Annotated in this window: 23 protein-coding genes and 1 riboswitch; of the genes, 16 read left to right on the top strand and 7 right to left on the bottom strand. The window is 75.6% G+C overall.

Features of this window, described 5'->3' with window-relative positions:
* The first annotated feature begins 44 nt into the window (after nucleotides 1–44).
* Entirely contained in the window at nucleotides 45–641 is a 597-nt protein-coding gene (locus tag ACIWVC_RS16040) for a MerR family transcriptional regulator (protein WP_396448520.1), read from the top strand.
* Nucleotides 642–644: 3 nt separating this feature from the next.
* On the opposite strand, the gene ACIWVC_RS16035 is transcribed toward ACIWVC_RS16040, so the two are convergent.
* Nucleotides 645–3,119, bottom strand: coding sequence for a YbhN family protein (locus tag ACIWVC_RS16035; protein WP_396448519.1), 2,475 nt, complete (start codon nucleotides 3,117–3,119; stop codon nucleotides 645–647).
* Nucleotides 3,120–3,413: 294 nt separating this feature from the next.
* A riboswitch (glycine riboswitch) is annotated at nucleotides 3,414–3,508 on the top strand.
* A 170-nt stretch (nucleotides 3,509–3,678) separates the two neighbouring features.
* Between ACIWVC_RS16035 and gcvP the strand changes: the two genes are divergently transcribed.
* Entirely contained in the window at nucleotides 3,679–6,549 is a 2,871-nt protein-coding gene (gene gcvP, locus ACIWVC_RS16030) for an aminomethyl-transferring glycine dehydrogenase (RefSeq protein WP_396448518.1), read from the top strand.
* A gap of 124 nt (nucleotides 6,550–6,673) precedes the next feature.
* Nucleotides 6,674–7,759, top strand: coding sequence for a tetratricopeptide repeat protein (locus tag ACIWVC_RS16025; protein WP_396448517.1), 1,086 nt, complete (start codon nucleotides 6,674–6,676; stop codon nucleotides 7,757–7,759).
* On the opposite strand, the gene ACIWVC_RS16020 is transcribed toward ACIWVC_RS16025, so the two are convergent.
* Entirely contained in the window at nucleotides 7,756–8,181 is a 426-nt protein-coding gene (locus ACIWVC_RS16020; protein ID WP_396448516.1) for a PPOX class F420-dependent oxidoreductase, read from the bottom strand. The genes ACIWVC_RS16025 and ACIWVC_RS16020 overlap by 4 nt on opposite strands.
* A gap of 51 nt (nucleotides 8,182–8,232) precedes the next feature.
* On the opposite strand from ACIWVC_RS16020, the gene ACIWVC_RS16015 reads away from it, so the two are divergent.
* Nucleotides 8,233–8,829 carry an alpha/beta family hydrolase gene (locus ACIWVC_RS16015; protein WP_396448515.1) on the top strand — a complete coding sequence of 199 codons (597 nt, stop codon included), beginning with the start codon at nucleotides 8,233–8,235 and terminating at the stop codon, nucleotides 8,827–8,829.
* Between the two features lie 154 nt (nucleotides 8,830–8,983).
* On the opposite strand, the gene ACIWVC_RS16010 is transcribed toward ACIWVC_RS16015, so the two are convergent.
* Nucleotides 8,984–9,187 (bottom strand): DUF5999 family protein, encoded by a 204-nt coding sequence (locus ACIWVC_RS16010; RefSeq protein WP_396448514.1) that lies wholly within the window; start codon nucleotides 9,185–9,187, stop codon nucleotides 8,984–8,986.
* 275 nt (nucleotides 9,188–9,462) lie between these two features.
* Here ACIWVC_RS16010 and ACIWVC_RS16005 point away from each other — a divergent pair, with 275 nt between their 5' ends.
* The 3 genes from ACIWVC_RS16005 to ACIWVC_RS15995 are packed head-to-tail and all read left to right on the top strand — an operon-like array spanning nucleotide 9,463 to nucleotide 12,274.
* Complete coding sequence (locus tag ACIWVC_RS16005; protein ID WP_396448513.1) at nucleotides 9,463–10,191, top strand: (Fe-S)-binding protein; 729 nt, start codon at nucleotides 9,463–9,465, stop codon at nucleotides 10,189–10,191.
* A complete protein-coding gene (locus ACIWVC_RS16000; RefSeq protein ID WP_396448512.1) occupies nucleotides 10,188–11,636 on the top strand; it encodes an LUD domain-containing protein in 1,449 nt (482 codons plus the stop codon). The genes ACIWVC_RS16005 and ACIWVC_RS16000 overlap by 4 nt, the downstream gene beginning before the upstream one ends.
* Nucleotides 11,633–12,274 carry a lactate utilization protein C gene (locus tag ACIWVC_RS15995; protein ID WP_396448511.1) on the top strand — a complete coding sequence of 214 codons (642 nt, stop codon included), beginning with the start codon at nucleotides 11,633–11,635 and terminating at the stop codon, nucleotides 12,272–12,274. Before ACIWVC_RS16000 ends, ACIWVC_RS15995 begins: the two co-directional genes overlap by 4 nt.
* 37 nt (nucleotides 12,275–12,311) lie before the next feature.
* Here ACIWVC_RS15995 and ACIWVC_RS15990 read toward each other — a convergent pair whose 3' ends face one another.
* Nucleotides 12,312–12,878 (bottom strand): TetR/AcrR family transcriptional regulator C-terminal domain-containing protein, encoded by a 567-nt coding sequence (locus tag ACIWVC_RS15990; protein WP_396448510.1) that lies wholly within the window; start codon nucleotides 12,876–12,878, stop codon nucleotides 12,312–12,314.
* 117 nt (nucleotides 12,879–12,995) lie between these two features.
* On the opposite strand from ACIWVC_RS15990, the gene ACIWVC_RS15985 reads away from it, so the two are divergent.
* Both ACIWVC_RS15985 and ACIWVC_RS15980 read left to right on the top strand, forming a co-directional pair.
* Complete coding sequence (locus tag ACIWVC_RS15985; RefSeq protein WP_396448509.1) at nucleotides 12,996–13,412, top strand: plectin; 417 nt, start codon at nucleotides 12,996–12,998, stop codon at nucleotides 13,410–13,412.
* Nucleotides 13,413–13,591: 179 nt separating this feature from the next.
* The gene (locus ACIWVC_RS15980) at nucleotides 13,592–14,302 is read left to right on the top strand and encodes a maleylpyruvate isomerase N-terminal domain-containing protein (protein WP_396448508.1); all 711 of its coding nucleotides are present in this window, start codon (nucleotides 13,592–13,594) and stop codon (nucleotides 14,300–14,302) included.
* Here the strand turns inward: ACIWVC_RS15980 and ACIWVC_RS15975 are convergent.
* Entirely contained in the window at nucleotides 14,263–15,600 is a 1,338-nt protein-coding gene (locus tag ACIWVC_RS15975; protein WP_396448507.1) for a nitrate/nitrite transporter, read from the bottom strand. The genes ACIWVC_RS15980 and ACIWVC_RS15975 overlap by 40 nt on opposite strands.
* A gap of 192 nt (nucleotides 15,601–15,792) precedes the next feature.
* Between ACIWVC_RS15975 and ACIWVC_RS15970 the strand changes: the two genes are divergently transcribed.
* Nucleotides 15,793–16,041, top strand: a complete 249-nt coding sequence (locus ACIWVC_RS15970; protein ID WP_396448506.1) for a hypothetical protein — start codon at nucleotides 15,793–15,795, stop codon at nucleotides 16,039–16,041.
* On the opposite strand, the gene ACIWVC_RS15965 is transcribed toward ACIWVC_RS15970, so the two are convergent.
* On the bottom strand, nucleotides 16,038–16,574 hold the full coding sequence (locus ACIWVC_RS15965) for an NUDIX domain-containing protein (protein WP_396448505.1): 537 nt from the start codon (nucleotides 16,572–16,574) through the stop codon (nucleotides 16,038–16,040). The two genes, ACIWVC_RS15970 and ACIWVC_RS15965, sit on opposite strands and share 4 nt — an antisense overlap.
* A gap of 294 nt (nucleotides 16,575–16,868) precedes the next feature.
* On the opposite strand from ACIWVC_RS15965, the gene ACIWVC_RS15960 reads away from it, so the two are divergent.
* The 4 genes from ACIWVC_RS15960 to ACIWVC_RS15945 are packed head-to-tail and all read left to right on the top strand — an operon-like array spanning nucleotide 16,869 to nucleotide 21,300.
* Entirely contained in the window at nucleotides 16,869–18,947 is a 2,079-nt protein-coding gene (locus ACIWVC_RS15960; protein ID WP_396448504.1) for a molybdopterin oxidoreductase family protein, read from the top strand.
* A 56-nt stretch (nucleotides 18,948–19,003) separates the two neighbouring features.
* The gene (gene nirD, locus ACIWVC_RS15955; RefSeq protein ID WP_396448503.1) at nucleotides 19,004–19,378 is read left to right on the top strand and encodes a nitrite reductase small subunit NirD; all 375 of its coding nucleotides are present in this window, start codon (nucleotides 19,004–19,006) and stop codon (nucleotides 19,376–19,378) included.
* Nucleotides 19,362–20,573, top strand: a complete 1,212-nt coding sequence (locus ACIWVC_RS15950; RefSeq protein WP_396448502.1) for a uroporphyrinogen-III synthase — start codon at nucleotides 19,362–19,364, stop codon at nucleotides 20,571–20,573. The genes nirD and ACIWVC_RS15950 overlap by 17 nt, the downstream gene beginning before the upstream one ends.
* Nucleotides 20,566–21,300, top strand: coding sequence for a sirohydrochlorin chelatase (locus tag ACIWVC_RS15945; RefSeq protein WP_396454268.1), 735 nt, complete (start codon nucleotides 20,566–20,568; stop codon nucleotides 21,298–21,300). Before ACIWVC_RS15950 ends, ACIWVC_RS15945 begins: the two co-directional genes overlap by 8 nt.
* Here the strand turns inward: ACIWVC_RS15945 and ACIWVC_RS15940 are convergent.
* Nucleotides 21,252–21,824 carry a MarR family winged helix-turn-helix transcriptional regulator gene (locus ACIWVC_RS15940; RefSeq protein WP_396449909.1) on the bottom strand — a complete coding sequence of 191 codons (573 nt, stop codon included), beginning with the start codon at nucleotides 21,822–21,824 and terminating at the stop codon, nucleotides 21,252–21,254. The two genes, ACIWVC_RS15945 and ACIWVC_RS15940, sit on opposite strands and share 49 nt — an antisense overlap.
* A 117-nt stretch (nucleotides 21,825–21,941) precedes the next feature.
* Here ACIWVC_RS15940 and ACIWVC_RS15935 point away from each other — a divergent pair, with 117 nt between their 5' ends.
* Nucleotides 21,942–22,925, top strand: a complete 984-nt coding sequence (locus ACIWVC_RS15935) for an ATP-binding cassette domain-containing protein (protein WP_396449908.1) — start codon at nucleotides 21,942–21,944, stop codon at nucleotides 22,923–22,925.
* Nucleotides 22,926–22,972: 47 nt separating this feature from the next.
* Entirely contained in the window at nucleotides 22,973–23,896 is a 924-nt protein-coding gene (locus ACIWVC_RS15930) for an ABC transporter permease (protein ID WP_396449907.1), read from the top strand.
* Nucleotides 23,897–23,916 lie beyond the last annotated feature (20 nt).

The following is a 23,916-nucleotide window of genomic DNA, read 5'->3' as shown; positions in this document are numbered from 1 at the left end:
CCCCTTGACGAACCGCCACGGGATGATAGAAGCCGGAGGTCCGCGTGGCGGTGAGCAGCGGCGAGGGCAAGGCGACCCCCGACAGGCACATGGCGTCCCGCCGTGCCGGAGAGCAGGGCCTGCTCTTCGACACGCAGGTGTCCGTGCCGCCGGAGGATGTCGGCTACCGCGGCCCGACGGCGTGCGCCGCGGCGGGGATCACCTACCGGCAGCTCGACTACTGGGCGCGGACGAAACTGGTGGAGCCGAGCGTGCGCGCCGCGCAGGGCTCGGGCAGCCAGCGGCTGTACAGCTTCCGCGACATCCTGGTGCTCAAGGTCGTGAAGCGGCTGCTCGACACCGGCGTGTCGCTCCAGCAGATCCGGACGGCCGTCACGCACCTGCGGGATCGCGGCGTGCGGGACCTCGCGCAGATCACCCTGATGAGCGACGGCGTCAGCGTCTACGAATGCACGTCGGCGGACGAGGTCGTCGACCTCCTCCAAGGCGGCCAGGGCGTGTTCGGCATAGCGCTCGGACGCGTCTGGCAGGAGGTCGAGGGCAGCCTCGCCGAACTCCCCGGGGAACGGGCCGCCGCGGACCCTCCCCACCACCCCCACGATGAGCTCGCCAACCGCCGGCGGGCGCGCCGCACCGGCTGACGCTCAGAGCGCCTCCTTGCGCTGCAGGTAGGCGAACGCCCCCCAGCCCGGCAGCACCGGCAGCCAGAGAGTGAAGAGCCGGTACAGAAGGACCGCGGACGTCGCCGTCTCCGCGGAGAGCCCCGAGATCGTCAACGCGAGGGTGAGAGCGCCCTCCACGGCGCCCAGGCCGCCCGGCGTCGGCGCCGCCGAACCCACGGCGTTCGCGGTGAGGAACACCAGCACCACCGTCGTCCACGGCAGCGAACCGCCGAACGAGCGGATCGAGGAGTCCAGGCACAGGACGAACGCGAGCGTGAGCAGCACCGTGCCGCCGATGCCGGTGAACAGCTTCGTCGGGGACTGGAGCACGTCCACCAGCCGGGGGACCACGCCCGAGAACATGCTCTTCAGCCGCGACGTGACCACGCGGCGGACGCGGGGCACCGTCAGCGTCAGGCCGGCCAGAAGCCCCAGCGCCAGCACCGCGATCACGATCGTCCGGGACGGCGCCAAGTCCTGCGTCGCCTTCGCGGTCGAGCCGGTGAGGAACCCGAACAGGACGAGCAGCAGGATGTGCGTGACCATCCCGACCAGCTGCGACGCCCCCACGCTCGCCACAGCGAGCGCCGGCCGCACCCCCGAGCGCTGCAGGAAGCGGGTGTTGACCGCCACGCCGCCCACCGCGGCGGGCGCGACGAGCTTCACGAACGACGCGGCGACCTGCACCAGGACCGTCCGGCCCAGCGGCAGGCGCTCCGGGACGAAGCCCATCAGCATGAACGCCGCCGCGACATAGCTGAGCACCGCCGCGCCGAGGGCCGCGGCGACCCAGTGCCAGCTCGCCGTGGCCGCCAGGTAGCCGACGTCCAGGCTGGTCACCTGCGGGATGACGATGTACGCGGCGAACGACAGGGCCACCACGCTGACGATCGTGCGGGGCCGGAACCGCTCCAGCCGCGCCGGCGCCGCCTCGACCTCCGGCTTCAGCCGGACGATCTGCTCCCGGATCCGGGTCAGCAGCTCCCGGTCGCGCCGCAGCGCCTGCCGCGTCGTCCGGGACAGCGCCACCCGCTGCAGCAGCGGCACCGCCCCGCCGAGCGCCTCCTCGCCGAGCACCGACGCGGCGGTCCGCACCGCCCGCTCCGGCCCGGCCCGCAGCGCCAGCGTGGTGAGCAGCTGCGCCAGATCGAGCCGCAGCGCCAGATCGCCCGCCGCCGTCTCCCCGGCGCGCAGGTCGGTCACGTAGGCGAGGCCGTCCTCGCCGATCAGCAGCGCCCCGTCCTGCAGCCGCCGGTGCGCGAGCCGGCCCCCCTGCATCGCCCGGAACTGCCGCCATATGTCGGTGAGCAGCTCGTCGGTGACCTCCTCGTCGGGGACGTCGCCGAGCCGCCGCCCCGGCACGTGCTCGTAGGCCAGCAGCGCCGCCTCCGTGCCGACCTCGCAGGTGCCGGCCAGCCGCGGGGTGCGGGCGCCCGCCGCGTCCACCGCGTACGCCATCAGCGACTCCTGCTCCAGCGACCGGCGCAGCGACCGCAGCGTCCGCCCGCTGGTGGCGCCGCGCAGCCGCAGCAGCCGCCAGATCCGGTACAGCAGCCCGGCGGTCTGCTGGTCGCGGTCCAGGACGCGGACCTCCAGGTCCCAGTCGCCGTGGACGCCCCGGCAGGCGGGCGGGCGGGCGCCGTACCCGCCGCCGCCGGGCGCGAGGACGACGCCGTAGCGGCGCCCGTCCTCGGTGTCGTCGGAGGGCTCGTCGAGCCGCGCGCCCCGCTTCGGCCGCAGCCCGAGCCGCTCCAGCGACGCCACCACCGCCCGGCCCGCCGGCCGCGGGTTCGGCGTGCCGACCGCGTACAGCGTGCCGTGCCCGATGGCGCGGCCGAGGCAGTAGGTGGCGGCGAGCGCGGCGACGGAGGCGTAGGACGCGGTGAGCCCGGTCAGCGCCGCCAGCCCGATCATGGTCCAGGTCGCGGCCTGCCAGCGGGCGCGGCCCGCCATCCCGACCGCGCTCACGAACGCGATCACGGGCGCGATGTCGGTGTGCACGGGCGCGGTCTCGGTGCCGCCCCAGATCAGCGAGTCGAGCACGCCGCCCGGTGCCGCCCGCACCACCAGGTCGTCCAGGCCCACCGTGATCCCGAACGCGATCACGGCGGCGAGCAGCGCGATCGCGACGCGCGTCCCGTCCTTGCGGAACAGCCGCTCGACGGCGAACGCGATCGGCACCGCCAGCACCCCGAAGCTCGACACCAGCGTCGCCAGCGTCAGCAGCAGCCGCGGCGCGTGCGCGGTGCCCTCCGCGATGTCGGTCTGCAGGCCGTGCGTGGTCTGCTGCGCGATCGACACCAGCAGCATCACCGCCGCCAGCCCCACCACCGACGCCGCGAACCTGATCGCGTCGGACGGCCGGCGGATCCGGTCGGGCTGGGCGGGCTCGTCGACGGGCACGCCGGCGGTCGCGCCGTGCCGCGGGCGCACCGTGCCGTCGTGGGTCTGTGTCACGCCGTACCGCCGCCCTGACCGTCCGCCATCGTGATCAGCGTCCCAGAATCCGGGGCGCGGCGTCGAGTGCCGTCCCGGCCCCCGGCCGGTCGCGCGTGCACCTCGCAGCCCCATCTCCGTCCCCGTGGCCCGAGGTCCGTCTTGTCCCAGGTGAGTGAGCACATCGTACCGGCCGGTACCACCCGGGGCGGTGGGGACGGCACCCGTGTCCGCGCGGGGGAGGCCCCCACCCGCCGGGGCCCGGGACGACCGCCCGGACCCGGCTTTGGGTAGGGTTTCGTCAGGACATGCCGTCGACCCTGGGCGGGAGAGACCCCGTGCAGCCAGCGCGGGGCGCCGAAGGGGCAACCTCCCCGGAACCTCTCAGGCAAAAGGACCGCTCGGGCGAGGCACCTCTGGAAAGCAGGCGTCGATCCCCGCGGGCGGGGAAGGCGGCTCACCGAAGGGGAAATCCCGCCGCGCGGGTGAAGCTCTCAGGTGCCGATGACAGAGGGGGAGACCTGCCGCCGGCCCGCGCCGGCGGCGGACCTGAGCGACCGCAGCAGCCAGGAGGCTCTCCATGACCGCCCAGTTCTTCGCCCCCGTGGCCGCGCCGCAGCGGCCGCGCGCCGTGTTCGCCGACCGGCACATCGGCCCCGGCCCGGACGACCACGCCCGGATGCTGGCCGCCATCGGCTACTCCGGCGCCGAGGCGCTGATCGACGCCGCGGTCCCCGCCGCGATCCGCACCGGCCGCCCGCTGGACCTGCCGCCCGCGCTCAGCGAGTCCGCCGCGCTGGACCGGCTCCGCGAGCTGGCGTCCCGCAACACCGTGCTGACGTCCATGATCGGCCTCGGCTACCACGGGACGACCACCCCCGGCGTGATCATGCGGAACGTCCTGGAGAACCCCGGCTGGTACACCGCCTACACGCCCTACCAGCCGGAGATCTCGCAGGGCCGGCTCGAGGCGCTGCTGAACTTCCAGACCGTGGTCGCCGACCTGACCGGGCTGCCCGTCGCGAACGCCTCCCTGCTGGACGAGGGCACCGCCGCCGCCGAGGCGATGGCCCTCGCGCACCGCGTGTCCAAGCGCAAGGAGCCCGGGACGTTCCTCGTCGACGCCGACGCGCTCCCGCAGACCGCCGAGGTCATCCGGACCCGGGCGGTCCCGCTGGGCATCGAGGTGGTGACCGCAGACCTGTCCGAGGGGCTGCCGGACGGCGACTTCTTCGGCGTCCTGCTGCAGTACCCGGGCGCGTCCGGGGCCGTCCGCGACCTGGCGCCGGTCATCGCGCAGGCGCACGAGCGCGGCGCGAAGGCGGTCGTGGCCGCCGACCTGCTGGCGCTGACGCTGCTGCGCCCGCCGGGCGAGTCCGGCGCCGACATCGCCGTGGGCTCCGCGCAGCGGTTCGGCGTCCCCTACGGCTTCGGCGGCCCGCACGCCGGCTACATGGCGGTCGGCGAGGGCATCCAGCGGCAGCTGCCCGGACGCCTCGTCGGCGTGTCCGTCGACGCCGACGGCGCGACCGCCTACCGGCTGGCGCTGCAGACCCGCGAGCAGCACATCCGCCGCGAGAAGGCCACCAGCAACATCTGCACCGCCCAGGTCCTCCTCGCCGTGATGGCGGGCATGTACGCCGTCTACCACGGCCCGGAGGGGCTGGCCGCGATCGCGCAGCGCGCGCACCGCCGCGCCGCCGAGATCGCCGCCGGGCTGCGCGCCGCCGGCGTCGAGGTCGTGCACGGCGCGTTCTTCGACACCGTCCTCGCCCGCGTGCCCGGACGGGCCGCCGAGGTCGTCGCCGCGGCCCGCGAGCGCGGGATCAACCTGCGCCAGGACGGCCCCGACCGCGTCGGCGTCGCCTGCGACGAGACCACGCTGCCCGAGCACGTCGCCGCCGTCCTCGACGCGTTCGGCGCCGCCCCCGCCGGCGACGCCGCCGAGGCGATCCCGGACGCGCTGCGCCGCGAGAGCCCCTACCTCACCCACCCGGTCTTCCACGCGCACCGCTCCGAGACCGCGATGCTGCGCTACCTGCGCCGCCTCCAGGACAAGGACGTCGCGCTCGACCGGTCCATGATCCCGCTCGGCTCCTGCACGATGAAGCTGAACGCGACCGCCGAGATGGAGCCGATCACCTGGCCGCAGTTCGCGGACATCCACCCGTTCGCGCCCGTCGACCAGGCCGCCGGCTACCTCGAGCTGATCGGCGAGCTGGAGGACGCCCTCGCCGAGATCACCGGGTACGCGAAGGTGTCCGTCCAGCCGAACGCGGGCTCGCAGGGCGAGCTGGCCGGGCTCCTCGCGATCCGCGGCTACCACGCGTCCCGCGGCGAGGAGCACCGCGACGTCTGCCTGATCCCCTCCTCGGCGCACGGCACCAACGCCGCCAGCGCCGCCATGGCCGGGATGCGCGTCGTCGTCGTGAAGTGCGACGAGGGCGGCAACGTGGCGCTGGACGATCTGCACGCCAAGATCGACGAGCACCGCGGCCGGCTCGCCGCGATCATGGTGACCTACCCGTCCACGCACGGCGTCTTCGAGGAGACGATCACCGAGGTGTGCGGCGCCGTCCACGAGGCGGGCGGCCAGGTCTACGTCGACGGCGCCAACCTGAACGCGCTCGTCGGCCTCGCCCGCCCCGGCGAGTTCGGCTCGGACGTCTCGCACCTCAACCTGCACAAGACGTTCTGCATCCCGCACGGCGGCGGCGGGCCCGGCGTCGGCCCGATCGGCGTCCGCGAGCACCTCGTCCCGTTCCTGCCGAACCACCCGCTCCGGGCGGAGGCGGGCCCGGAGACGGGCGTCGGCCCGGTCTCCGCGGCCCCGTGGGGGTCGGCGGGCATCCTGCCGATCTCCTGGGCCTACATCGCCATGATGGGCCCGGACGGCCTGCGCGCCGCCACCGAGGGCGCGATCATCGCCGCGAACTACCTCGCCGCGCGGCTCGCCCCGCACTACCCGATCCTCTACACCGGACGGAACGGCCTGGTCGCGCACGAGTGCATCGCCGACCTCCGCAAGATCACCAAGGAGACGGGGATCACCGCCGAGGACGTCGCCAAGCGCCTCATCGACTACGGCTTCCACGCCCCGACGCTCTCCTTCCCCGTGGCCGGCACGCTGATGATCGAGCCCACCGAGTCCGAGGACCTCGCCGAGCTCGACCGCTTCTGCGACGCCATGATCGGGATCCGCCGGGAGATCCAGCGGGTCGCCGACGGCTCCTACGACCGCGAGGACAACCCGCTCAAGAACGCCCCGCACACCGCCGCCTGCCTGCTCTCCGACGACTGGAAGCACCCCTACACCCGCGAGGAGGCCGCCTACCCCGTCCCGTCCCTGCGCGAGGGCAAGTACTGGCCCCCCGTCCGCCGGATAGACCAGGCCTACGGCGACCGCAACCTGGTCTGCTCCTGCCCGCCGCCCGAGGCGTTCGAGGACTGACCGGCCCGCCCCCTGGGCGAATTCATGATCTTGAAGGGGGTTTCGGGGTGTCGTCGCGGGACGCGGCGGGGCCGGGTCGCTAGTCTCGGTGCGGACTTCCAGGAGCCGCAGAGGGCAGAGGCCGATGAGCGAGTTGCCGGACGAGACGTCCGACCCGGCGCGGATGTGCGAGGAGGCCCGGAGCCTCGCCGAGAACGGCGAGGCGGGGCGGGCGGCGCTGCTGTTCGAGAAGGTGCTGGGCATGGGCGAGACGCCGTGCCGGGCGCAGGCGGCGCTCGGGCTCGCCGTCGTCCTCGACGACGCGGGGGAGGTGGAGCGGGCCAGGGAGGCCGACCGGGCCGCGATCGCCACCGCCGACCCGGAGTACGGGCCGCGCGCCGCCTACCATCTGGCGCTGACCTATGAGCGGGCGGGCGAGCCGGAGGCGGCGGTGCCCGCGTGGGGCGCGGTGGTCGACTTCGGCAACCCCGCCTACCTGCCGCCCGCCCACCTGGCCCTGGCCCGCATCGCCGACGACGCCGGCGACTTCGACGCGGCGCGGGACCACTGGGAGTCGGCGATCGGGACGGGCGACGCCGAGTACGGGCCGCTCGCCGCGCACGACCTGGCGCAGCGGCTGCTGGAGCGCGGCGACCCGGCGCGGGCGCAGCGGATCCTGGCGGCGGGGCTGCGGCTGATCGACCGGGACGCCGCCCCGTACGCGTACGCGCGGCTCGCCGTCGCGCTCGGCATCTCCTACCTCGACCAGGCGATCGGCGCGTTCGGCGCGGCGCTGGCGGCGGAGCCGTCCGACCCGGAGGCCGGCCCGCTGGCCACCGAGCTGCTGGCGCGGACGCTGCCGCTGCGCGGGCGGGGCGCCGAGGCGGGCGAGGTGTGGCGGCGCGGGCTGGGCGACCCCGGCATCGCCCCGCAGGTGCGGGCGAGGCTTCGCCGCGACTTCGCCGAGGACGACGACGGCCTGTGGTGGGAGCCGGTCGTGGAGCAGGCCGTGTCGGACGGGACGCTTCCCGCGCTCGCCGGGGAGGCGTTCGGCGCGCTCGACCACATGTACTCGCTGCTCGCCGTCCGGTACGCCGAGGGGCGGGGGGACGAGACCCACGAGCTCCTCGGCGGCGCGGTCCGCGTCCCGGACGGCTACCCGTGGGGGCCGCTGCTGCACGAGAGCTTCGCCGAGCGGCTCCGCCTGGCGATGGGCGGGCCGGACGCCTAGCCGGCGATGGCGCGCTCGGCGATCACCTTCGTGATGCGGGCGCGGACGAGGTACTCGGTGGGGACGGCGTTGCGCGCGCCGAACTCCTCGGCCCGGCCGGCGCCCATGTAGCGGCCGCCGATGGCGGTGGCCCAGCGGCGCATCTCCGCCAGGTCCTCGATGAGCGTCGCCTCCGCCTGGAGCTGCACGTACGAGAACGGCGGGGTCTGGTCGTCCACGCAGATCGACAGGCGCGGGTCGCGGGCGAGGACGCGCCCCTTGACGGAGCCGCGGCCGGTGTTGAACAGCACGTCGTCGCCGTCGAGGACGAACCAGATCGGCGTGACGTGCGGGGAGCCGTCCCTGCGGGTGACGGCCGCCTTGCCGGTGCGGGTGCCCTCCATGACGAACGCGCGCCACTCGCTGTCGGTCATCTTCTCCATGCGGCCAGTCTTCCGCAAAGGTCGCCGGGGGCGCCCGCTACGGTGGCCGGTATGGAGGTCGCGACGGCGCACGGGCCCGCCGAGGTGGTGCTGGACGAGGTGGAGGGCCCGGCGTTCCTGCTGGTCCTGACGCACGGGTCCAACGGGAGCGTGGAGGCGCCCGACCTGCTCGCCGTGCGGGACGCGGCGCTCGGGCTCGGCGGCGCGGTCGCTCGGGTGACCCAGCCGTTCCGGTTCGCGGGCCGCAGGGCGCCCGGCCCGCCGGCCAAGCAGGACGCGGCCTGGCTGGAGATCGTCGTGCCGCTGCGGGAGAGGTTCGCGGGCGTCCCCCTCGTGCAGGGCGGCCGCAGCAACGGCGCACGGGTGGCGTGCCGCACGGCGGCTCCGGCCGGAGCGGCGGGCGTGGTGGCGCTGGCGTTCCCGCTGCACCCGCCGGGCAGGCCGGACAGGACGCGGGTGGGGGAGCTGCGTTCGGCGGGGGCGGAGGTCCTGGTCGTCAACGGCGACCGCGACCCGTTCGGCGTGCCGGACGAGGCGGACGCCGCGCACGTGGCGGTGCTGGCGGGGGAGCGGCACGACCTGAGCCGGGACCCCGCCGCGGTCGGCCGTGCGGTGGAGCCGTGGCTGCGCAAGTGGGCGGCGCGCTGACGTCCGCCGGACATGCGAACGGCCCGTCCGCGGACGGGCCGGCGGGCCGGGAGGCCGGTGGCTCCGGGCCCGGTGCGGGCCCGGAGGTCGGACGGTGGTGGGCGTTGCCCCCGAGGATGATCACCCGTTTGAACTAGTCCCCCGTGGAGACCGCTCAAGCGGCGGACGGCGCCTGCAGGTCCGTCGGCCGGTGCGGCGCGATGACTCCCCCGTCGGGCAGCAGCTCACCGGTGTCCTCGAAGAGCACGACGCCGTTGCACAGCAGGCTCCACCCCTGCTCGGGGTGCGAGGCCAGCGTCCGGGCGGCGTCGCGGTCGGGTGCGTCGTGCGAGGGACAGGGCGGCTGGTGCGGGCACATGGCGTGCCTCCGGTCTCAACTACTGGTCGGTCGTGGTGCTTTCCTTAATTGACGCACCCCAGTGTGGAGTGGTTCGCACCCATCGGCTATAGCCCGTTGGGACGGTTGTCCGTTGGTACCGGAGTACCGGTCGGATGTGACCACCCTCACTCCGTGGTGCCAGGCATAGGGTCCCTCCCTCGAGATAACGGATGAAGAACGACACGCCGACGGGTCGGAAACCCCTACGATGGCGCACGGGGGAAACGCCTTACGGCGTAGGGGGAGTGAGGCCGATGCGGGTCGCTTTGTCCGTTGCGTGCTTCGATGACGCTCTGTTCCCCGATACGGGGAGGGCCGTTACCGTCCTTTTGGAACGTCTCGGCCATGACGTGGTATTCCCCTCGGGGCAGACGTGCTGCGGGCAGATCCACTGGTCGGCGGGCTACCACCGCGAGGCCGCCGATCTGGCCCGCGCGTACACCGCGGCGTTCGAGGGCGCCGGCGTCGTGGTGGCGCCGTCGGCGTCCTGCGCCGCCGCCGTCCGGGACGCCTACCCGCGGATCGCGCGCGCGGCCCGCGACCCCGGCCTGGCCCGCGCCGCCGCGGGCCTCGCCGTCTACGAGCTGACCGAGTTCCTCGTGGACGTCCTCGGGGTCACCGACGTCGGCGCGTACTTCCCGCACCGGGTCGCCTACCATCCGTCCTGCCAGTCCCTGCGGGCGCTGAGGCTCGGCGACCGGCCGCTGCGGCTGCTGCGCGCGGTGAAGGGCCTCGACCTGGTGGAGCTGCCGGGCGCGGAGGAGTGCTGCGGGTTCGGCGGCGCGTTCGCGCTGAAGAACGCCGACGTGTCGGTCGCGATGGTCGCCGACAAGGTCGGGCGCATCCGCGGCACGGGCGCGGACGTGGTGTGCGCCGTCGACGACTCCTGCCTCGCCCACATCGGCGGGGCGCTGTCCAGGCTGCGCGCCGGCGTCCGGACCGCGCACCTGGCCGAGATCCTCGCCGCGACGGGGCCGTCGTGACCGCCGCGCCGCCGGGCGGGCCGGTCCCGCCGCCGATGCCGAAGTTCGCCGCCGCGGCCCGTCCCGCGCTGGCCGACACCGGACTGCGCCGCAACCTGCGCCGCGCCACCGCGGCGCTGCGCGAGCGGGCGGCCGCGGCGTCCGCCGAGCCCGCCGACTGGGAGGAGCTGCGCGAGGCGGGCCGCGCCATCGGCGACGACGCGCTCCGCAACCTCGACGTCCACCTGGAGGAGCTGGAACGGGCCGTCACCGAGGCGGGCGGCACCGTGCACTGGGCGGCCGACGCGGCCGAGGCCCGCCGCGTCGTCGCCGGCCTGGTGCGGGAGGCCGGCGCCGCGGAGGTCGTGGCGGCGTCGTCGCTCGCCCTCCGGGAGATCGGCGCCGCGGGCGCGCTGGCCGCGATGGGGGTGACGGTCCGCGAGACCGCCGTCGCGGACCTGGCCGCCCGGCTCGGCGGGGACGAGGCGTCCCATCCGCTGTCGGCGGCCGCGCACCGCGACCGCGCGCAGATCCACGAGCTGTTCCGGCGCGCGATGCCCGCCGCCGGGCCGGACCTGCCCGGCGACCCGGAGGCGCTCGCCGCCGCGGCCCGCGCCCACCTGCGCGAGCCGTTCCTGCGCGCCCGCGTCGCGATCACCGGCGCGAACTTCCTGGTCGCCGAGAGCGGCACGGCCGTCGTGGTGGAGTCCGAGGGCAACGCGCGGATGTGCCTGACCCTGCCGGAGACGCTGATCTGCGTCGCCGGCATCGACAAGGTCGTCCCGGCGTGGGACGACATGGAGGTGTTCCTCCAGCTGCTCCCGCGCGCGTCGACCGGCGACCGGATGACCCCGTACGTGTCGACGTGGACGGGGGTGACGCGGGGCGACGGGCCGAGCGCGTTCCACCTCGTCCTGCTCGACAACGGCCGCACCCGCGCGCTCGCGGACGAGGTGGGGCGCGCCGCGCTGCGCTGCATCCGCTGCTCGGCCTGCCTGAACGTCTGCCCCGTCTACGAGCGCACGGGCGGGCGCCCCTACGGCCCGGTCCACCCGGGGCCGATCGGCGCGATCCTGACCCCGCAGCTGCTCGGCGTGGAGAGCGCGGCCGCCGCGTCGCTGCCGTACGCGTCCACGCTGTGCGGCGCCTGCGCCGACGTCTGCCCGGTGAAGATCGACATCCCGGAGGTGCTGGTCCACCTGCGCGGCACGGTCGTCGAGTCGCGCCGCCGGCGGCCCGTCCCGACGCCCGAGATGGTGCTGATGCGCGGCCTGGCCTGGACGATGGGCGATCCCCGCCGGCACGAGGCGGCGCTGCGGCGCGGCACCCGGTGGGCGCGGCTGCTGTCGCGCGGCGGGCGGATCCGCCGCCTGCCCGGCCTGCTCGGCAGGTGGACCGAGGCGCGCGACCTGCCGGCGCCGCCCGCGGAGAGCTTCCGCGCCTGGTGGAACGGGACGCGGGCGTGAGCGCGCGCGAGGAGGTGCTGCGCCGGGTGCGCTACGCGCTCGGCGGGACGCGCGGCGCCCATCCCCCGGTGCCGCGCGGCTACGCGCGGCGGCTGACCGGGGCGGAGGCCGAGACGCGGGCGGACGTCATCGCCCTGTTCACCGAGCGGGTCGCCGACAACCGGGCGGCGGTGCGGCACGTCGGCGCGGACGAGGCGGGCACCGCGGTGGCGGCCGCGCTGTGGGCGCGGGAGGCCAAGCAGATCGTCGTCCCGGCCGACCTGCCGTTCGGGTGGCTCGCCGAGCTGGACGGCGTCCGCGCGCTCGCCGACACCCCGGCGCTCGACATCGACGCGCTCGCCGCCGTGGACGGCGCGGTGACCGGCTGCGCCCTGGCGGTCGCGCAGACCGGCACGGTCGTCCTGGACGGCGGCCGGGCGCAGGGGAGGCGGGCGCTGACGCTCGTGCCCGGCTTCCACCTGTGCGTCGTGCGCGCCGACCAGATCGTCGGGACGGTCCCGGAGGCGGTCACCCGGCTGGACCCGGCGCGGCCCCTCACCTGGATCAGCGGCCCGTCCGCCACCCACGGCATCGAGCTGCGGCGGGTCGAGGGCGTCCACGGCCCGCACCAGCTGGAGATCCTGGTCGTCGACGACTAGCGGGCGAGCGCCTGCGGGCCGGGCCGGCGGCCGGGGGCTAGCGGACGCCGGCGATGACGAGGTCCAGGCCGGCGGTGAAGCGGGCGTCCCAGTCGACGACGCGGTCGGCGCCGTCCTCGGCGGTGCCGCGCACCTCCAGCGCGGTGTGGCCGATCACGTAGCCGAGCAGGGTGTGCGCGGCGACGGCGGCGGTGTCCTCGGCGACGCCGCCGCGCCGCATGACCTCGCGCAGGGACGCGACCGTGGCGGTGAGCGCGGCGGGGTTGCGGCGGGTGACGATCAGGGGGAGGACCCCGGCGTGCGCCATCAGCCGCTCCCGGTAGTCGCGCGCCCATCCGCGCAGGGCGTCCTGCCAGCGGCCGGGCGGCGGCTCGCCGGCGGGGGCGGCGGCGACGTGCGCGACGAGGCCGTCCAGGAGCTGCTCCTTGCCGCGGGGGAGGTGGTGGTAGATGGCCATCGCCTCGACCTCCAGGGCGTCGCCGAGGCGGCGCATCGTGAGGCGGCCGAGTCCCTGGCCGTCCACGATCCGCAGGGCCGCCTCGATGATCCGCTCGGTGGACAGCGGCGCGCGGTGCTGGGCGTTGATGCTGGGCTGCCGGACCATGAGAACCGACCTTACTGTGTAAAGGGCCGAAGCCGGGTGTCCGCCGCCACGACACGCCGGAACCCCGCGTACGCTTACCCTCGACCGGACAGTGCAGACCGTCGAGGGAGTACCACCATGCCGCTGGGCCGCCGGGTGAGCAAGGACGTCGCGGAGCCGTACGAGGCCGACCGGCGACTGGCCGCCGAGTACGACGACCGGCTCGCGGCGGCCGGCGAGGCGGAGCGGGCGCTGCGCGAGGCGCAGGCCGCGGACGCCCCCTTCGACGAGCTGCGGGAGCTGGCGGCCGCGTTCGACAAGGCGCTGACGGCGGTGCTCGCCGCCGCCGAGGCGGCCGAGCGGGTCGCGATGGGCCCGAAGGTCTACACGACGCCCGGGCAGGACGCCGAGGCCCGCCGCGCCGCCGAGATCGCCTACCGCAAGGCCAAGGCGCGCCCGGCGGTGCGCCCGTGGACCGACGAGGTCGACCGGCTGCGCACGGCCCGCGAGGCGCACCGCCTCAGCTTCAAGACGGTGCCGTCCGCGCTCGGCTGAGCCGCCCGCGGGTGCGGCGACACAGCGTCACCGGGTGGCACCGGCCACCGAACTTTGAGAGTCTGCCCTCTGGGGGAGCGCCGGGGGCGCCCCGCCGCGCGGCCGCAGGGCCGCCGCGTGCGCGCGGACGCGTCCCGGCGGAGAGGGCACACGCCGCTCTGGACGTTGGGGGATGTCACGTGGAGCGCACGCCGCCGGACCGGTGCCGCGTACTCGAGTCCTACCGGGACGGGGTGGCGGCGATCCGCGCGCTGGCGGCGCGCGCCGGCGACTGGGACGTGCCGACGCCGTGCGCCGACTGGCGGCTGATCGATCTCGCCGGGCATCTGCGGTGCGTCGCGGAGAACTTCCTGGAGTACCTGCAGGACGCGCCCGACAGCCGGCTCGCGACGCTGTTCGCGCAGGACGCGGCGACGGCGGTGCTGATCCGGCAGCAGGCGCGGCAGAACGCGACCGAGCTGGCGGTGCTGCCGCCCGAGCCCGGTCCCGACCGGATCACGGCGTTCGGGGTGTCGGCGGGCGCGTACGCCGACCTGCTGCCGGACATGTGGGACCGGACGCACCTGGTCTACCGGGGCACCAAGTACACGGTCGGCGACCACGCGGGCGCGGCGTGCGTGGAGTGGCACCTGCACGCCTGGGACATGGCCCGCGCGGTGGGGGAGGACTACCGGCCCCGCGACCCCGACCTGCTGGTGTCGGCGTGGCACTGGGGCGTCCCGCACCTGCCGCTCGCGGCGGGGGACGCGTGGGAGGCGGTGCTGCGCTCGTCGGGCCGGTCGCCGCGCTGGCCGGAGCGCGACGACCGGCCGGGCGCGCGGCCCGCGCGGGGGAGGCGGCGGGCCGGCCGTCAGACGCCGTCCGGCCTGCCGGGCCGGGGCCGCAGGTAGACCGCCCAGGTGAGGGCGCAGCACACGGCGTAGAAGGCGATGAACGCGAGGTAGGCGCCGTCGCCGGTCCCGTAGGTCTGGAACGACTGCCGGAAGGCGAGGTTGACCAGGACGCCGCCGAACGCGCCGACGGCGCCGGCGATGCCCATCAGCGCGCCGGCCAGGCGGCGCGCCTCGTGCTCGGGCGCCCTGGCGCGGAAGATCGCGGGGATCATCTTGTAGGTGGAGCCGTTGCCGGCGCCGCTGCACGCGAACAGCAGCACGAAGCCGGCGATGAACAGCGGCAGCGACCCGCGCTGCGACGCGGCCAGCACCAGCCCGGCGGACGCGGCCATCGCGACGAACGTCCAGAAGGTGACGGCGGCGCCGCCGAGCCGGTCGGCGAGCCGGCCGCCTGCGGGGCGGATCAGCGACCCGAGCAGGGGGCCGAGGAACGTCAGGCAGGCGGCCTTGACCGGGCTGCCGAAGTCGCCGGCGAACTGGACCTGCAGCACCTGCCCGAAGGCGAACCCGAACCCGATGAACGAGCCGAACGTGCCGATGTAGAGCACCGACATGATCCAGGCGTGGGCGTCCCTGGAGACGTCCCGCATGGCCCGGCGGTCGTTGCGGGCGTGCGCGAGGTTGTCCATGCGCAGCCACGCCAGCAGCGCGGAGAGGACGATCAGCGGGATGTAGATCCCGGCGACGAGGCCGGGGTGGTCCTTGCCGGCGGTGGCGAGGACCAGCAGCCCGGCGAGCTGGACGACGGCGACGCCGAGGTTGCCGCCGCCGGCGTTGACGCCGAGGGCCCAGCCCTTGAGCCGCTGCGGGTAGAAGGCGTTGATGTTGGCCATCGAGGACGCGAAGTTGCCGCCGCCGACGCCGGCGACGGCCGCGAGGGCGAGCAGGGTGCCGAACGGGACGCCGGGTTCGACCAGGAACGCGGCGAGCACCGCCGGGACGAGCAGCAGCGCGGCGCTGAAGACGGTCCAGTTGCGGCCGCCGAACCGGGCGACGGCGAACGTGTAGGGGATGCGCAGCGCCGCGCCGACGAGGGCGGGGACGGCGGTGAGGGTGAACTTGCCGGCCGCGTCGACGCCGTAGGCGGGGCCGAGGAACAGCACCAGCACCGACCACAGCGACCACACCGAGAACCCGATGTGCTCGGTGAGGATGGAGTAGATCAGGTTGCGGCGGGCGATCCGGGCGCCGCGGGCCGTCCAGAAGGCGGGGTCCTCGGGCCGCCAGTCCTCGATCCAGCGGTCCCGGGGCGGGCGGGCGCGGTCCCCGCGCGCGGCCTGTGTCGTGACGGTCATGGGCGCTCTCCCTGGTCGGTTCGGACGGGCCGACCGTAGGAAGGCGGCGTTTCGGGCGCGTGTGACCGGGCGTACGCCCGTGCTAACTCCGCCGCACCGCGCGTGACCGCCGCAGGTGAGCCGCGCGGTAGATCCGGGCCGCGCCGGGTAGGCAGGGGATCGCGGGCGGCGGGGGAAACGGAGGCAGGACCGATGGCGACCTGCGAGGTCTGCGGCAACGACTACGACATGACGTTCGAGGTGCACGCGCAGGGGCAGGTGCACACGTTCGACTCGTTCGAGTGCGCGGTGACGAAGATGGCGCCGGTGTGCGAGCACTGCCAGTGCCGGATCATGGGCCACGGCGTGGACGTGGACGGGCACTGGTACTGCTGCGCGCACTGCGCCCGCGCGGTCGATCCCGAGCGCGGGCGGCAGGTGCGGGACGCCGTCCCGGCCTAGCCCCCGGTGCGGCCCCGGCCGGCCGGGCGGCCGGCGCGCGCCGGCAGCCCGGCGCCGAACGGCTGCTCGCGGCCGTCCTCCAGGTAGACGGCGCGGCCGTCGGCCATGGCCCGCAGGCTGGGGTCCATCCGGCGGGAGACGTGCGGCGGCGCCAGCTCGGGGATCTGCTCCGGCGCGACCAGGACGTGGTCGGACAGCTCCTCGGGCGGCAGCCGGATCGCCGCGATCTGCTCCCCGGTGATCGTGCCGCCGAACACGAACACGTTGACGGCGTCCACGCCGTCGTCGCGCGGCGAGCCCCAGTCGACGCAGGCCAGGCCGTCCAGCCGGGGGACGAGGCCGAGCTCCTCCTCGCACTCGCGCACGCACGCCGACAGCGGGGACTCGTCGGCTTCGATGACCCCGCCGGGGAGATACCAGCCCTCGCTGTAGGTGGGCTTGACCAGCAGGACCCGCCCGAGGTCGTCCAGGAGCAGGGCCGCCGCGGCGCCGCGGGAGCGCGGCAGGGAGGCGTAGTAAGCAAGGTCGGGCATGTACCGAGGTTAGGCGTGATCACCGCGGTGCGGCCGGGGGCGGGCGGGCGCGGGGGCCGCATCCGTCCGCGAGATCACCGGGCCGCCGCGAATCCGTTCGGGAAACAGGTGAAAAACGACGAATGGGCCATGACAAGGATCGACAACGCTTGACACGCGCGCGTCAGGAAACGACCCGCGGCGGCCGCCGCGGCGCCGGGCTGACTTCGGCGGACGCCGCAGCGTGAACGGCTCTTAACGCCCGGGTCACACGGGGGAAGCGCGGGCGAAACGGCCCCCGCCGAACCTGGGCGCATGACCGGGACTCCCACGCACTGCCCGTACTGCGCCCTGCAGTGCGGCATGACCCTGCACGACACCGGCGAGGGCACCGTGCGGGTCGAGCCGCGCGGCGACGTCCCCGCGAACCGCGGCGGGCTGTGCCAGAAGGGCTGGACGGCCGCGGAGCTGCTCACCGTCCCCGACCGGCTGACCGCGCCGCTGATGCGGCGCGACCGGGCCGCGCCGCTGGAGCCCTGCACGTGGGACGCGGCCCTCGACCGGGTCGCCGCGGAGGCCGCCCGGCTGCGGGCGCTGCACGGCCCGGACGCCGTCGCGGTGTTCGGCGGCGGCGGGCTGACCAACGAGAAGGCGTACCTGCTCGGCAAGTTCGCGCGGGTCGCGCTCGGCACGTCCCAGATCGACTACAACGGCCGGTTCTGCATGTCGTCGGCCGCGGCGGCGTCCGGCCGCGCGTTCGGCATGGACCGCGGCCTGCCGGGGCCGGTCACCGACCTGGCGGCGTCCGGCGCGGTGCTGCTCGTCGGGTCGAACCCCGCCGAGACGATGCCGCCGTTCATGCGGCACCTGGCGGAGATGCGCGACGGCGGCGGCGCCCTCGTCGTGGTGGACCCGCGCCGCACCGCCACCGCCCGCCAGGCCGACCTGCACCTGCAGCCGGTGCCCGGGACCGACCTCGCGCTCGCCAACGGGCTGCTGCACCTGGCGCTGGCCGAGGGCCTCGCCGACGAGGACTACATCGCCGCCCGCACCGCCGGGTTCGACGCGGTCCGCACGGTGGTGAACGCGTACTGGCCGGACCGCGTCGAGCGGATCACCGGCGTCCCCGTCCCGGCGATGCGCGAGGCCGTCCGGCTGCTGGCCCGCGCCGCCCGCGCCCACGTGCTGACCGGGCGGGGCGGCGAGCAGCACGCGCGCGGCACCGACACCGTGAGCGCCTTCATCAACCTGGCGCTCGCGCTCGGGCTGCCCGGCCGCGCGGGCTCGGGGTACGGGTGCCTGACCGGGCAGGGCAACGGGCAGGGCGGCCGCGAGCACGGGCAGAAGGCCGACCAGCTCCCCGGCTACCGCGGGATCGGCGACCCGGCGGCCCGCGCGCACGTCGCGGCGGTGTGGGGCGTCGACCCGGCGGACCTGCCGGGACCGGGGCGGTCGGCCTACGAGCTGCTGTCGGCGCTCGGCACCGCCGGCGGCCCGCGGGCGCTGCTGCTGTTCGGGTCGAACCCGGTGGTCTCCGCGCCGCGCGCCGCCCACGTGGAGGAGCGGCTGGACGCCCTGGACCTGCTGGTGGTCGCCGACTTCGTCCCGTCGGAGACCGCCCGGCGCGCCGACGTCGTGCTGCCGGTCGCGCAGTGGGCGGAGGAGTCGGGGACGATGACGAACCTGGAGGGCCGGGTGCTGCGCCGCCGCCGGGCCGTCCGCCCGCCGGCCGGCGTCCGCACCGACCTGGAGGTCATCGCGGCGCTGGCGGAGCGGCTGAAGGCGCCGGGGGAGTGGACCGCCGACCCCGGGGCGGTGTTCGCCGAGCTGCGCCGCGCGAGCGCCGGCGGCGCCGCCGACTACTCCGGCATCGACGCGGCGCGGATCGACGCCGAGGGCGGCGTGTTCTGGCCCTGCCCGGACCCGGACCACCCGGGCACCCCGCGCCCCTACCTGGACCGTTTCGAAACGCCGGACGGGCGCGCCCGGTTCGTGCCGGTCGAGCACCGCGGCCCCGCCGAGGACGTGGACGCCGCCCACCCCGTGTACCTGACCACCGGCCGGGTCCTCGCGCAGTACCAGTCGGGCGCGCAGACCCGCCGCGTGCCGGCGCTGGCCGAGGCCGCGCCGGGGCCGTTCGTGGAGCTGCACCCCGACCTCGCCGAGCGCCTCGGCATCGAGGACGGCGCCGAGGTGCGGGTGGAGAGCCGCCGGGCCGCGGTGACCCTGCGGGCGCGGCTGACCGACGCGGTCCGCGACGACACCGTGTTCGTCCCGTTCCACTGGCCGGGGGAGGGGCGGGCGAACCTGCTCACCAACCCGGCGCTGGATCCGGTGTCGCGGATGCCGGAGTTCAAGGTGTGCGCCGTCCGGGTGGGAGTGAGTCCCTTTTAACACGGCGGTGACAAAGGAGACCCAGCGGCGAAACCGCTCCTGCGGAGGATCTGACCATGACACCCGAAGCCACGATCACCGAGGACCCGGCGGTCCGCTGGTTCCACATCTGCTCCTACGCCGACCTGATCCCCGAGCGGGGGGTCTGCGCGATGGTGGACGGCACGCAGGTTGCGGTCTTCCGGGTCTTCGACGGCGGCCTGCACGCGCTGTCGAACCTCGACCCGTTCAGCGGCGCCTACGTGCTGTCGCGCGGGATCCTCGGCACCCGGAACGGGACGCCGACCATCGCGTCCCCCATGTACAAGCAGGTGTTCGACCTGCGGACCGGGGTGTGCCTGGACGATCCGCGGGTGGCGCTGCCGGTGTTCCCGGTCCGCCGCGCCGGGGACCGGGTGGAGGTGGCGCTCACCGATGAGCACCGGCAGTGAGCCGCCGGCCGGGTTCGCCGAGCCGCTCGCGGGGTTCGCGGTCGGCGTGACCGCGGCGAGGCGGCACGAGGAGCTCGCCACGCTGCTGGAGCGGCGCGGCGCGCGGGTCGTGCTCGCCCCCGCCATCCGCCTCGTCCCGCTCGCCGACGACGCCGAGCTGCTGGAGGCGACGCGGGCGTGCGCGGCCGGGCCGCTGGACCACGTCGTCGTCACGACCGGGATCGGGTTCCGGGCGTGGCTGGAGACGGCGGACGGGCACGGGCTGCGGGACGCCCTGGTGTCCCGGCTCGCCGCCGCGGACATCGTGGCCCGCGGCCCGAAGGCGCGCGGCGCGGTCCGGTCCGCCGGGCTGCGGGAGGTGTGGTCGCCGGACTCGGAGGGGTGCGCCGAGGTCACCCGGCACCTGCTGGCCAAGGACCTGGCGGGCGCCCGGATCGCCGTGCAGCTGTACGGGGAGCGGCAGCCGGAGCTGACCGGGGCGCTGCGCGCCGCGGGCGCCGAGGTGATCGAGATCCCGGTGTACCGGTGGTCGCGCGCCGACGACCCGACGCCGCTGCGCCGGCTCGTCGGCCAGGCGGTCGCCGGCACGGTCGACGCGATCACGTTCACCTCGGCGCCCGCGGTCGACGCGACGCTGGGCGTGGCGGCGGACGACGGGCTGGAGGAGGCCCTGGTGGAGGCCATGCGCACCCACGTCGTGGCGGCGTGCGTCGGGCCGGTCACCGCGGAGGCGCTCACCGGCCGCGGCGTCCCGACCGTCCAGCCGGAGCGCGCCCGGCTCGGCGCGCTCGTCCGCGCGCTGGTCACCGGGCTGCCGGGGCGGCGGTCGCGGCGGCTGTCGGTGCGCGGGGCGTCGCTGGAGCTGCGCGGGCACGCCGTCGTGCTGGACGGGCAGCTGCGGCCGATCGCGCCCGCGCCGATGGCGATCCTGCGGGCGCTCGCGCGGCGTCCCGGGCACGTGGTGTCGCGGGCGGAGCTGTGCGGCGCGCTGCCGAGCCGGTCGGCCGGGGTCGGCGCGCCGCGCGGGAGGGACGCGCGGCCGCAGGCCGACGAGCACGCGGTGGAGATGGCGGTGGCGCGGCTGCGGCGCGGGCTGGGCCGGCCGGGGATCGTGGAGACGGTCGTCAAGCGCGGCTACCGGCTGGCGTGCGACCCGCGCCTCGCCGACCGGATCACGGCGGGCGCCGGTGGCTGACCGGGGCCCGGCGCTGCTGGCCGTCGCGCACGGGACGCGCGACCCGGCCGGGCCCGCGGTGGTCCGGGAGCTGCTCGGCCGGGTGCGCGCGATGCGGCCGGGCCTGCGGGTCGCCGAGGCGTACGGGGAGCTGGCGGAGCCGTCGCTGGAGGAGGCCGCGTCCGTCCTCGCGCCGGGCGGCGGCCCGGTGGTCGTGGTGCCGCTGATGCTGGCGCGCGGCTACCACGCGCTGATCGACATCCCGGAGCGGGCGGCCCGGCTGCTGCCGGGCGCGGTGGCGGCCCGGCCGCTCGGCCCGGACCCGCTGCTGGCCGCCGCACTCGCCGGCCGGCTCGCGGAGTGCGCGCGGACCCGGACCCCGCCGCGCCGCCCGGACGCCGTCGTCCTGGGCGCGGCGGGGTCCGCCGATCCGGCCGGGGCCGTCGACGTGCGGGCCGCCGCCCAGCTGCTGGCGCGGCGGCTGCGGCGGCCCGTCACCTGCGGGTTCGTCGCCGCGGGCGGGCCGACGCTGGACGAGGCCGTCGCGCGGCTGCGGCGGCGGGGGGCGGCGCGCGTGGCCGTGGCGACGTACCTGCTGGCGCCGGGCCGGTTCCTGGACCGGGTGCGGGCGTGCGGCGCCGACGCGGTGGCCGCGCCGATCGGGGCGCACGACGCCGCGGCGCGGCTGGTGCTGCGCCGCTACGACGAGGCGCTGTCGCGCATGAACGAGCCGGTGTCGGTGCGCTGACCGGCCTCTTCCCGGCCCGGCGGGGGGACGGCGCCGCCGCCCTGCGCCGCCCCCGGCCGCCGCGCCCCGTCCCGCTCGGGGGCCGCGAACCGGTCGTCGTGGTGGGCCAGGAGGCGCAGCAGCAGCTCCCGGAACTGGCGCCGCTCGTCCGGTGACAGCGGCGCGAACAGGACCTCGTTGAGGCGGGCGCGGGCGGCCAGGCTCTCCCCGAGGAACAGCCGGCCGTCCTCGGTGGCGTCCAGCGCGTAGCGGCGCCGGTCCTCGGGGTCGCGGCGGCGCTCGACGTGCCCGGCCTTCTCCAGGGCGTCCACGATGCCGACCAGGTCGCCGGCGTCCATGCGGAGCCGCTCGGCGACCTCGCGCTGCGACAGCGGCCCGGACCGCGCGACGCACCACAGGACGAGCAGGTGGGGCAGCCGCGGCTGGCCGGGGAACATCCGCGCCCCGGTGCGCCGCACGAGCCGCACCGCCTCGAACATCAGGTAGGTGGGCGAGTCGTACATGGGGTCCGGCTGATCCGTCACGCCCGCTCCTCGGGGGTTGCTTGGCCCTGCCTATTTCTCTTGACGTGAGAGATAGGGTACTCCTACCGTTGGAGGGCCCAAAATATGGGTGTGCACTCCATGCGGAGGGGAGGCCCCATGCCGGACGGGGGACCCGCCGTCGAGGTCGACGGCCTGATCAAGAGGTTCGGCGACGTGGAGGCCGTGCGGGGGATCGAGTTCACCGTGCGGCCGGGGGAGATCTTCGGTTTCCTCGGCCCGAACGGCGCGGGCAAGTCCACGACGATCAACATGCTCTGCACGCTGCTGCGGCCGACCGGCGGCCGCGCCCTGGTGGCCGGGCACGACGTGGTCGCCGAGCGCGACAGCGTCCGCCGCAACATCGGGCTGGTGTTCCAGGACCCCACGCTGGACGGCTACCTGTCGGCGGAGCAGAACCTGCGCTTCCACGCCGAGCTGTACGGGGTGCCGCGGTCGGTGACCCGCGCCCGCATCCGGCAGGTCCTGGAGATGGTCGGGCTGTGGGACCGCCGCGAGGACCTGGTGCAGACCTTCTCCGGCGGGATGAAGCGCCGGCTGGAGATCGCGCGCGGCCTGCTGCACTCGCCGCGGGTGCTGTTCCTGGACGAGCCGACCGTCGGCCTCGACCCGCAGACCCGCGCGTCGATCTGGGAGTACATCCGGCAGCTGCAGGCCGCCGAGGAGATCACGATCTTCATGACCACGCACTACATGGACGAGGCCGAGTTCTGCGAGCGCATCGCGATCATGGACTCGGGGCGGATCGTGGCGCTGGACACCCCGGAGGCGCTGAAGGCGGGCGTCGGCAGGGACCGGGTCCGCATCCAGACCGCCGACGACGAGGCGGCGATCGCCGCGATCAAGGAGCGGTTCGACCTGGAGGCGGTCGTGTCGGAGGGCGCGGTGGCGTTCTCGGTGGTCTCCGGCGAGGCGTTCGTGCCGCGGCTGTTCGCCGAGCTGGGCGTCCCGATCCGGTCGGTGAACGTGGCGCGGCCGTCGCTGGACGACGTGTTCATGTCGTTCACCGGCAGCACGATCCGGGACGCCGAGGCGACCGGGAACGACCGGATGCGGATGGCGATGCGCGCGGCGCGGCGATGACGGGCCGGACGAGGACGATGCGGGGGCGGGCGATGCGGGGACGGGCGATGACGGGGCCGACGGCGGCGGACGAGGAGGCGGCGATGGCGGGCACCGCGCAGAAGGCGGCGGCTCCGGAGGTCGTCCGGGTCCGGGTGCCCGACCGCGGCCTGCGGCAGGACCTGCGCGCCGTGAAGATCGTCCTGCACCGGGAGCTGATCCGGTTCTGGCGGGACAAGCTGCGGATGGTGTCCGGCCTGGTCCAGCCGGTGCTGTGGCTGCTGGTCATGGGCACCGGCCTGTCGAACCTGGTGACGAGCGGCGGCGGCCCGGCCGGAAACGTCGACCTGAAGACGTTCATCTACCCCGGCGTGTGCGCGATGTCGGTGATGTTCACCGCGATGTTCTCCGCCGGGTCGATCGTCTGGGACCGGGAGTTCGGGTTCCTGCGCGAGATGCTCGTGGCGCCGGTCAGCCGCAGCGCCATCGTGATCGGCAAGTGCGTCGGCGGCGCGCTCGTGGCGACCCTGCAGGGCGTGGTGATCGTGATGCTCGCGCCGCTGGCCGGCGTCCCCTACGACCCGGCGCTGATGCTGCAGCTGATCGGCCTGATGTTCATCGGGGCGTTCGCGCTGACCGGGTTCGGGGTGATGATGGCCGCGCGGATCACCCAGATGCAGGCGTTCTTCGGCCTCATGCAGATGGCGATGATGCCGATGATGTTCCTGTCGGGCGCGCTGTACCCGCTGAACGGGCTGCCGACGTGGCTGAGCGTGCTGACCCGGTTCAACCCGCTGACCTACGCGGTCGACCCGATGCGGCACGTGGTGTTCGCGCACCTGGACGTCTCGCAGCGGCTGCTGCGCACCTTCGACCCGGGCGTCACGTGGGGCGGCTGGACGGTGCCGATCTGGCTGGAGATCCTGATCGTCCTCGGCATGGGCCTCGGGCTGATGCTGGTGGCCATCGTGGAGTTCCGCCGCGCCGACTGACCGCCGCGCCGGCTGACCGC

It is taken from the genome of Actinomadura sp., assembly GCF_044508335.1.
In the GTDB taxonomy this organism is placed as follows: Bacteria; Actinomycetota; Actinomycetes; order Streptosporangiales; family Streptosporangiaceae; genus Spirillospora.
Note: the sequence above shows the minus strand (reverse complement) of the source record. Positions and strands in the feature narration are given on the sequence as shown.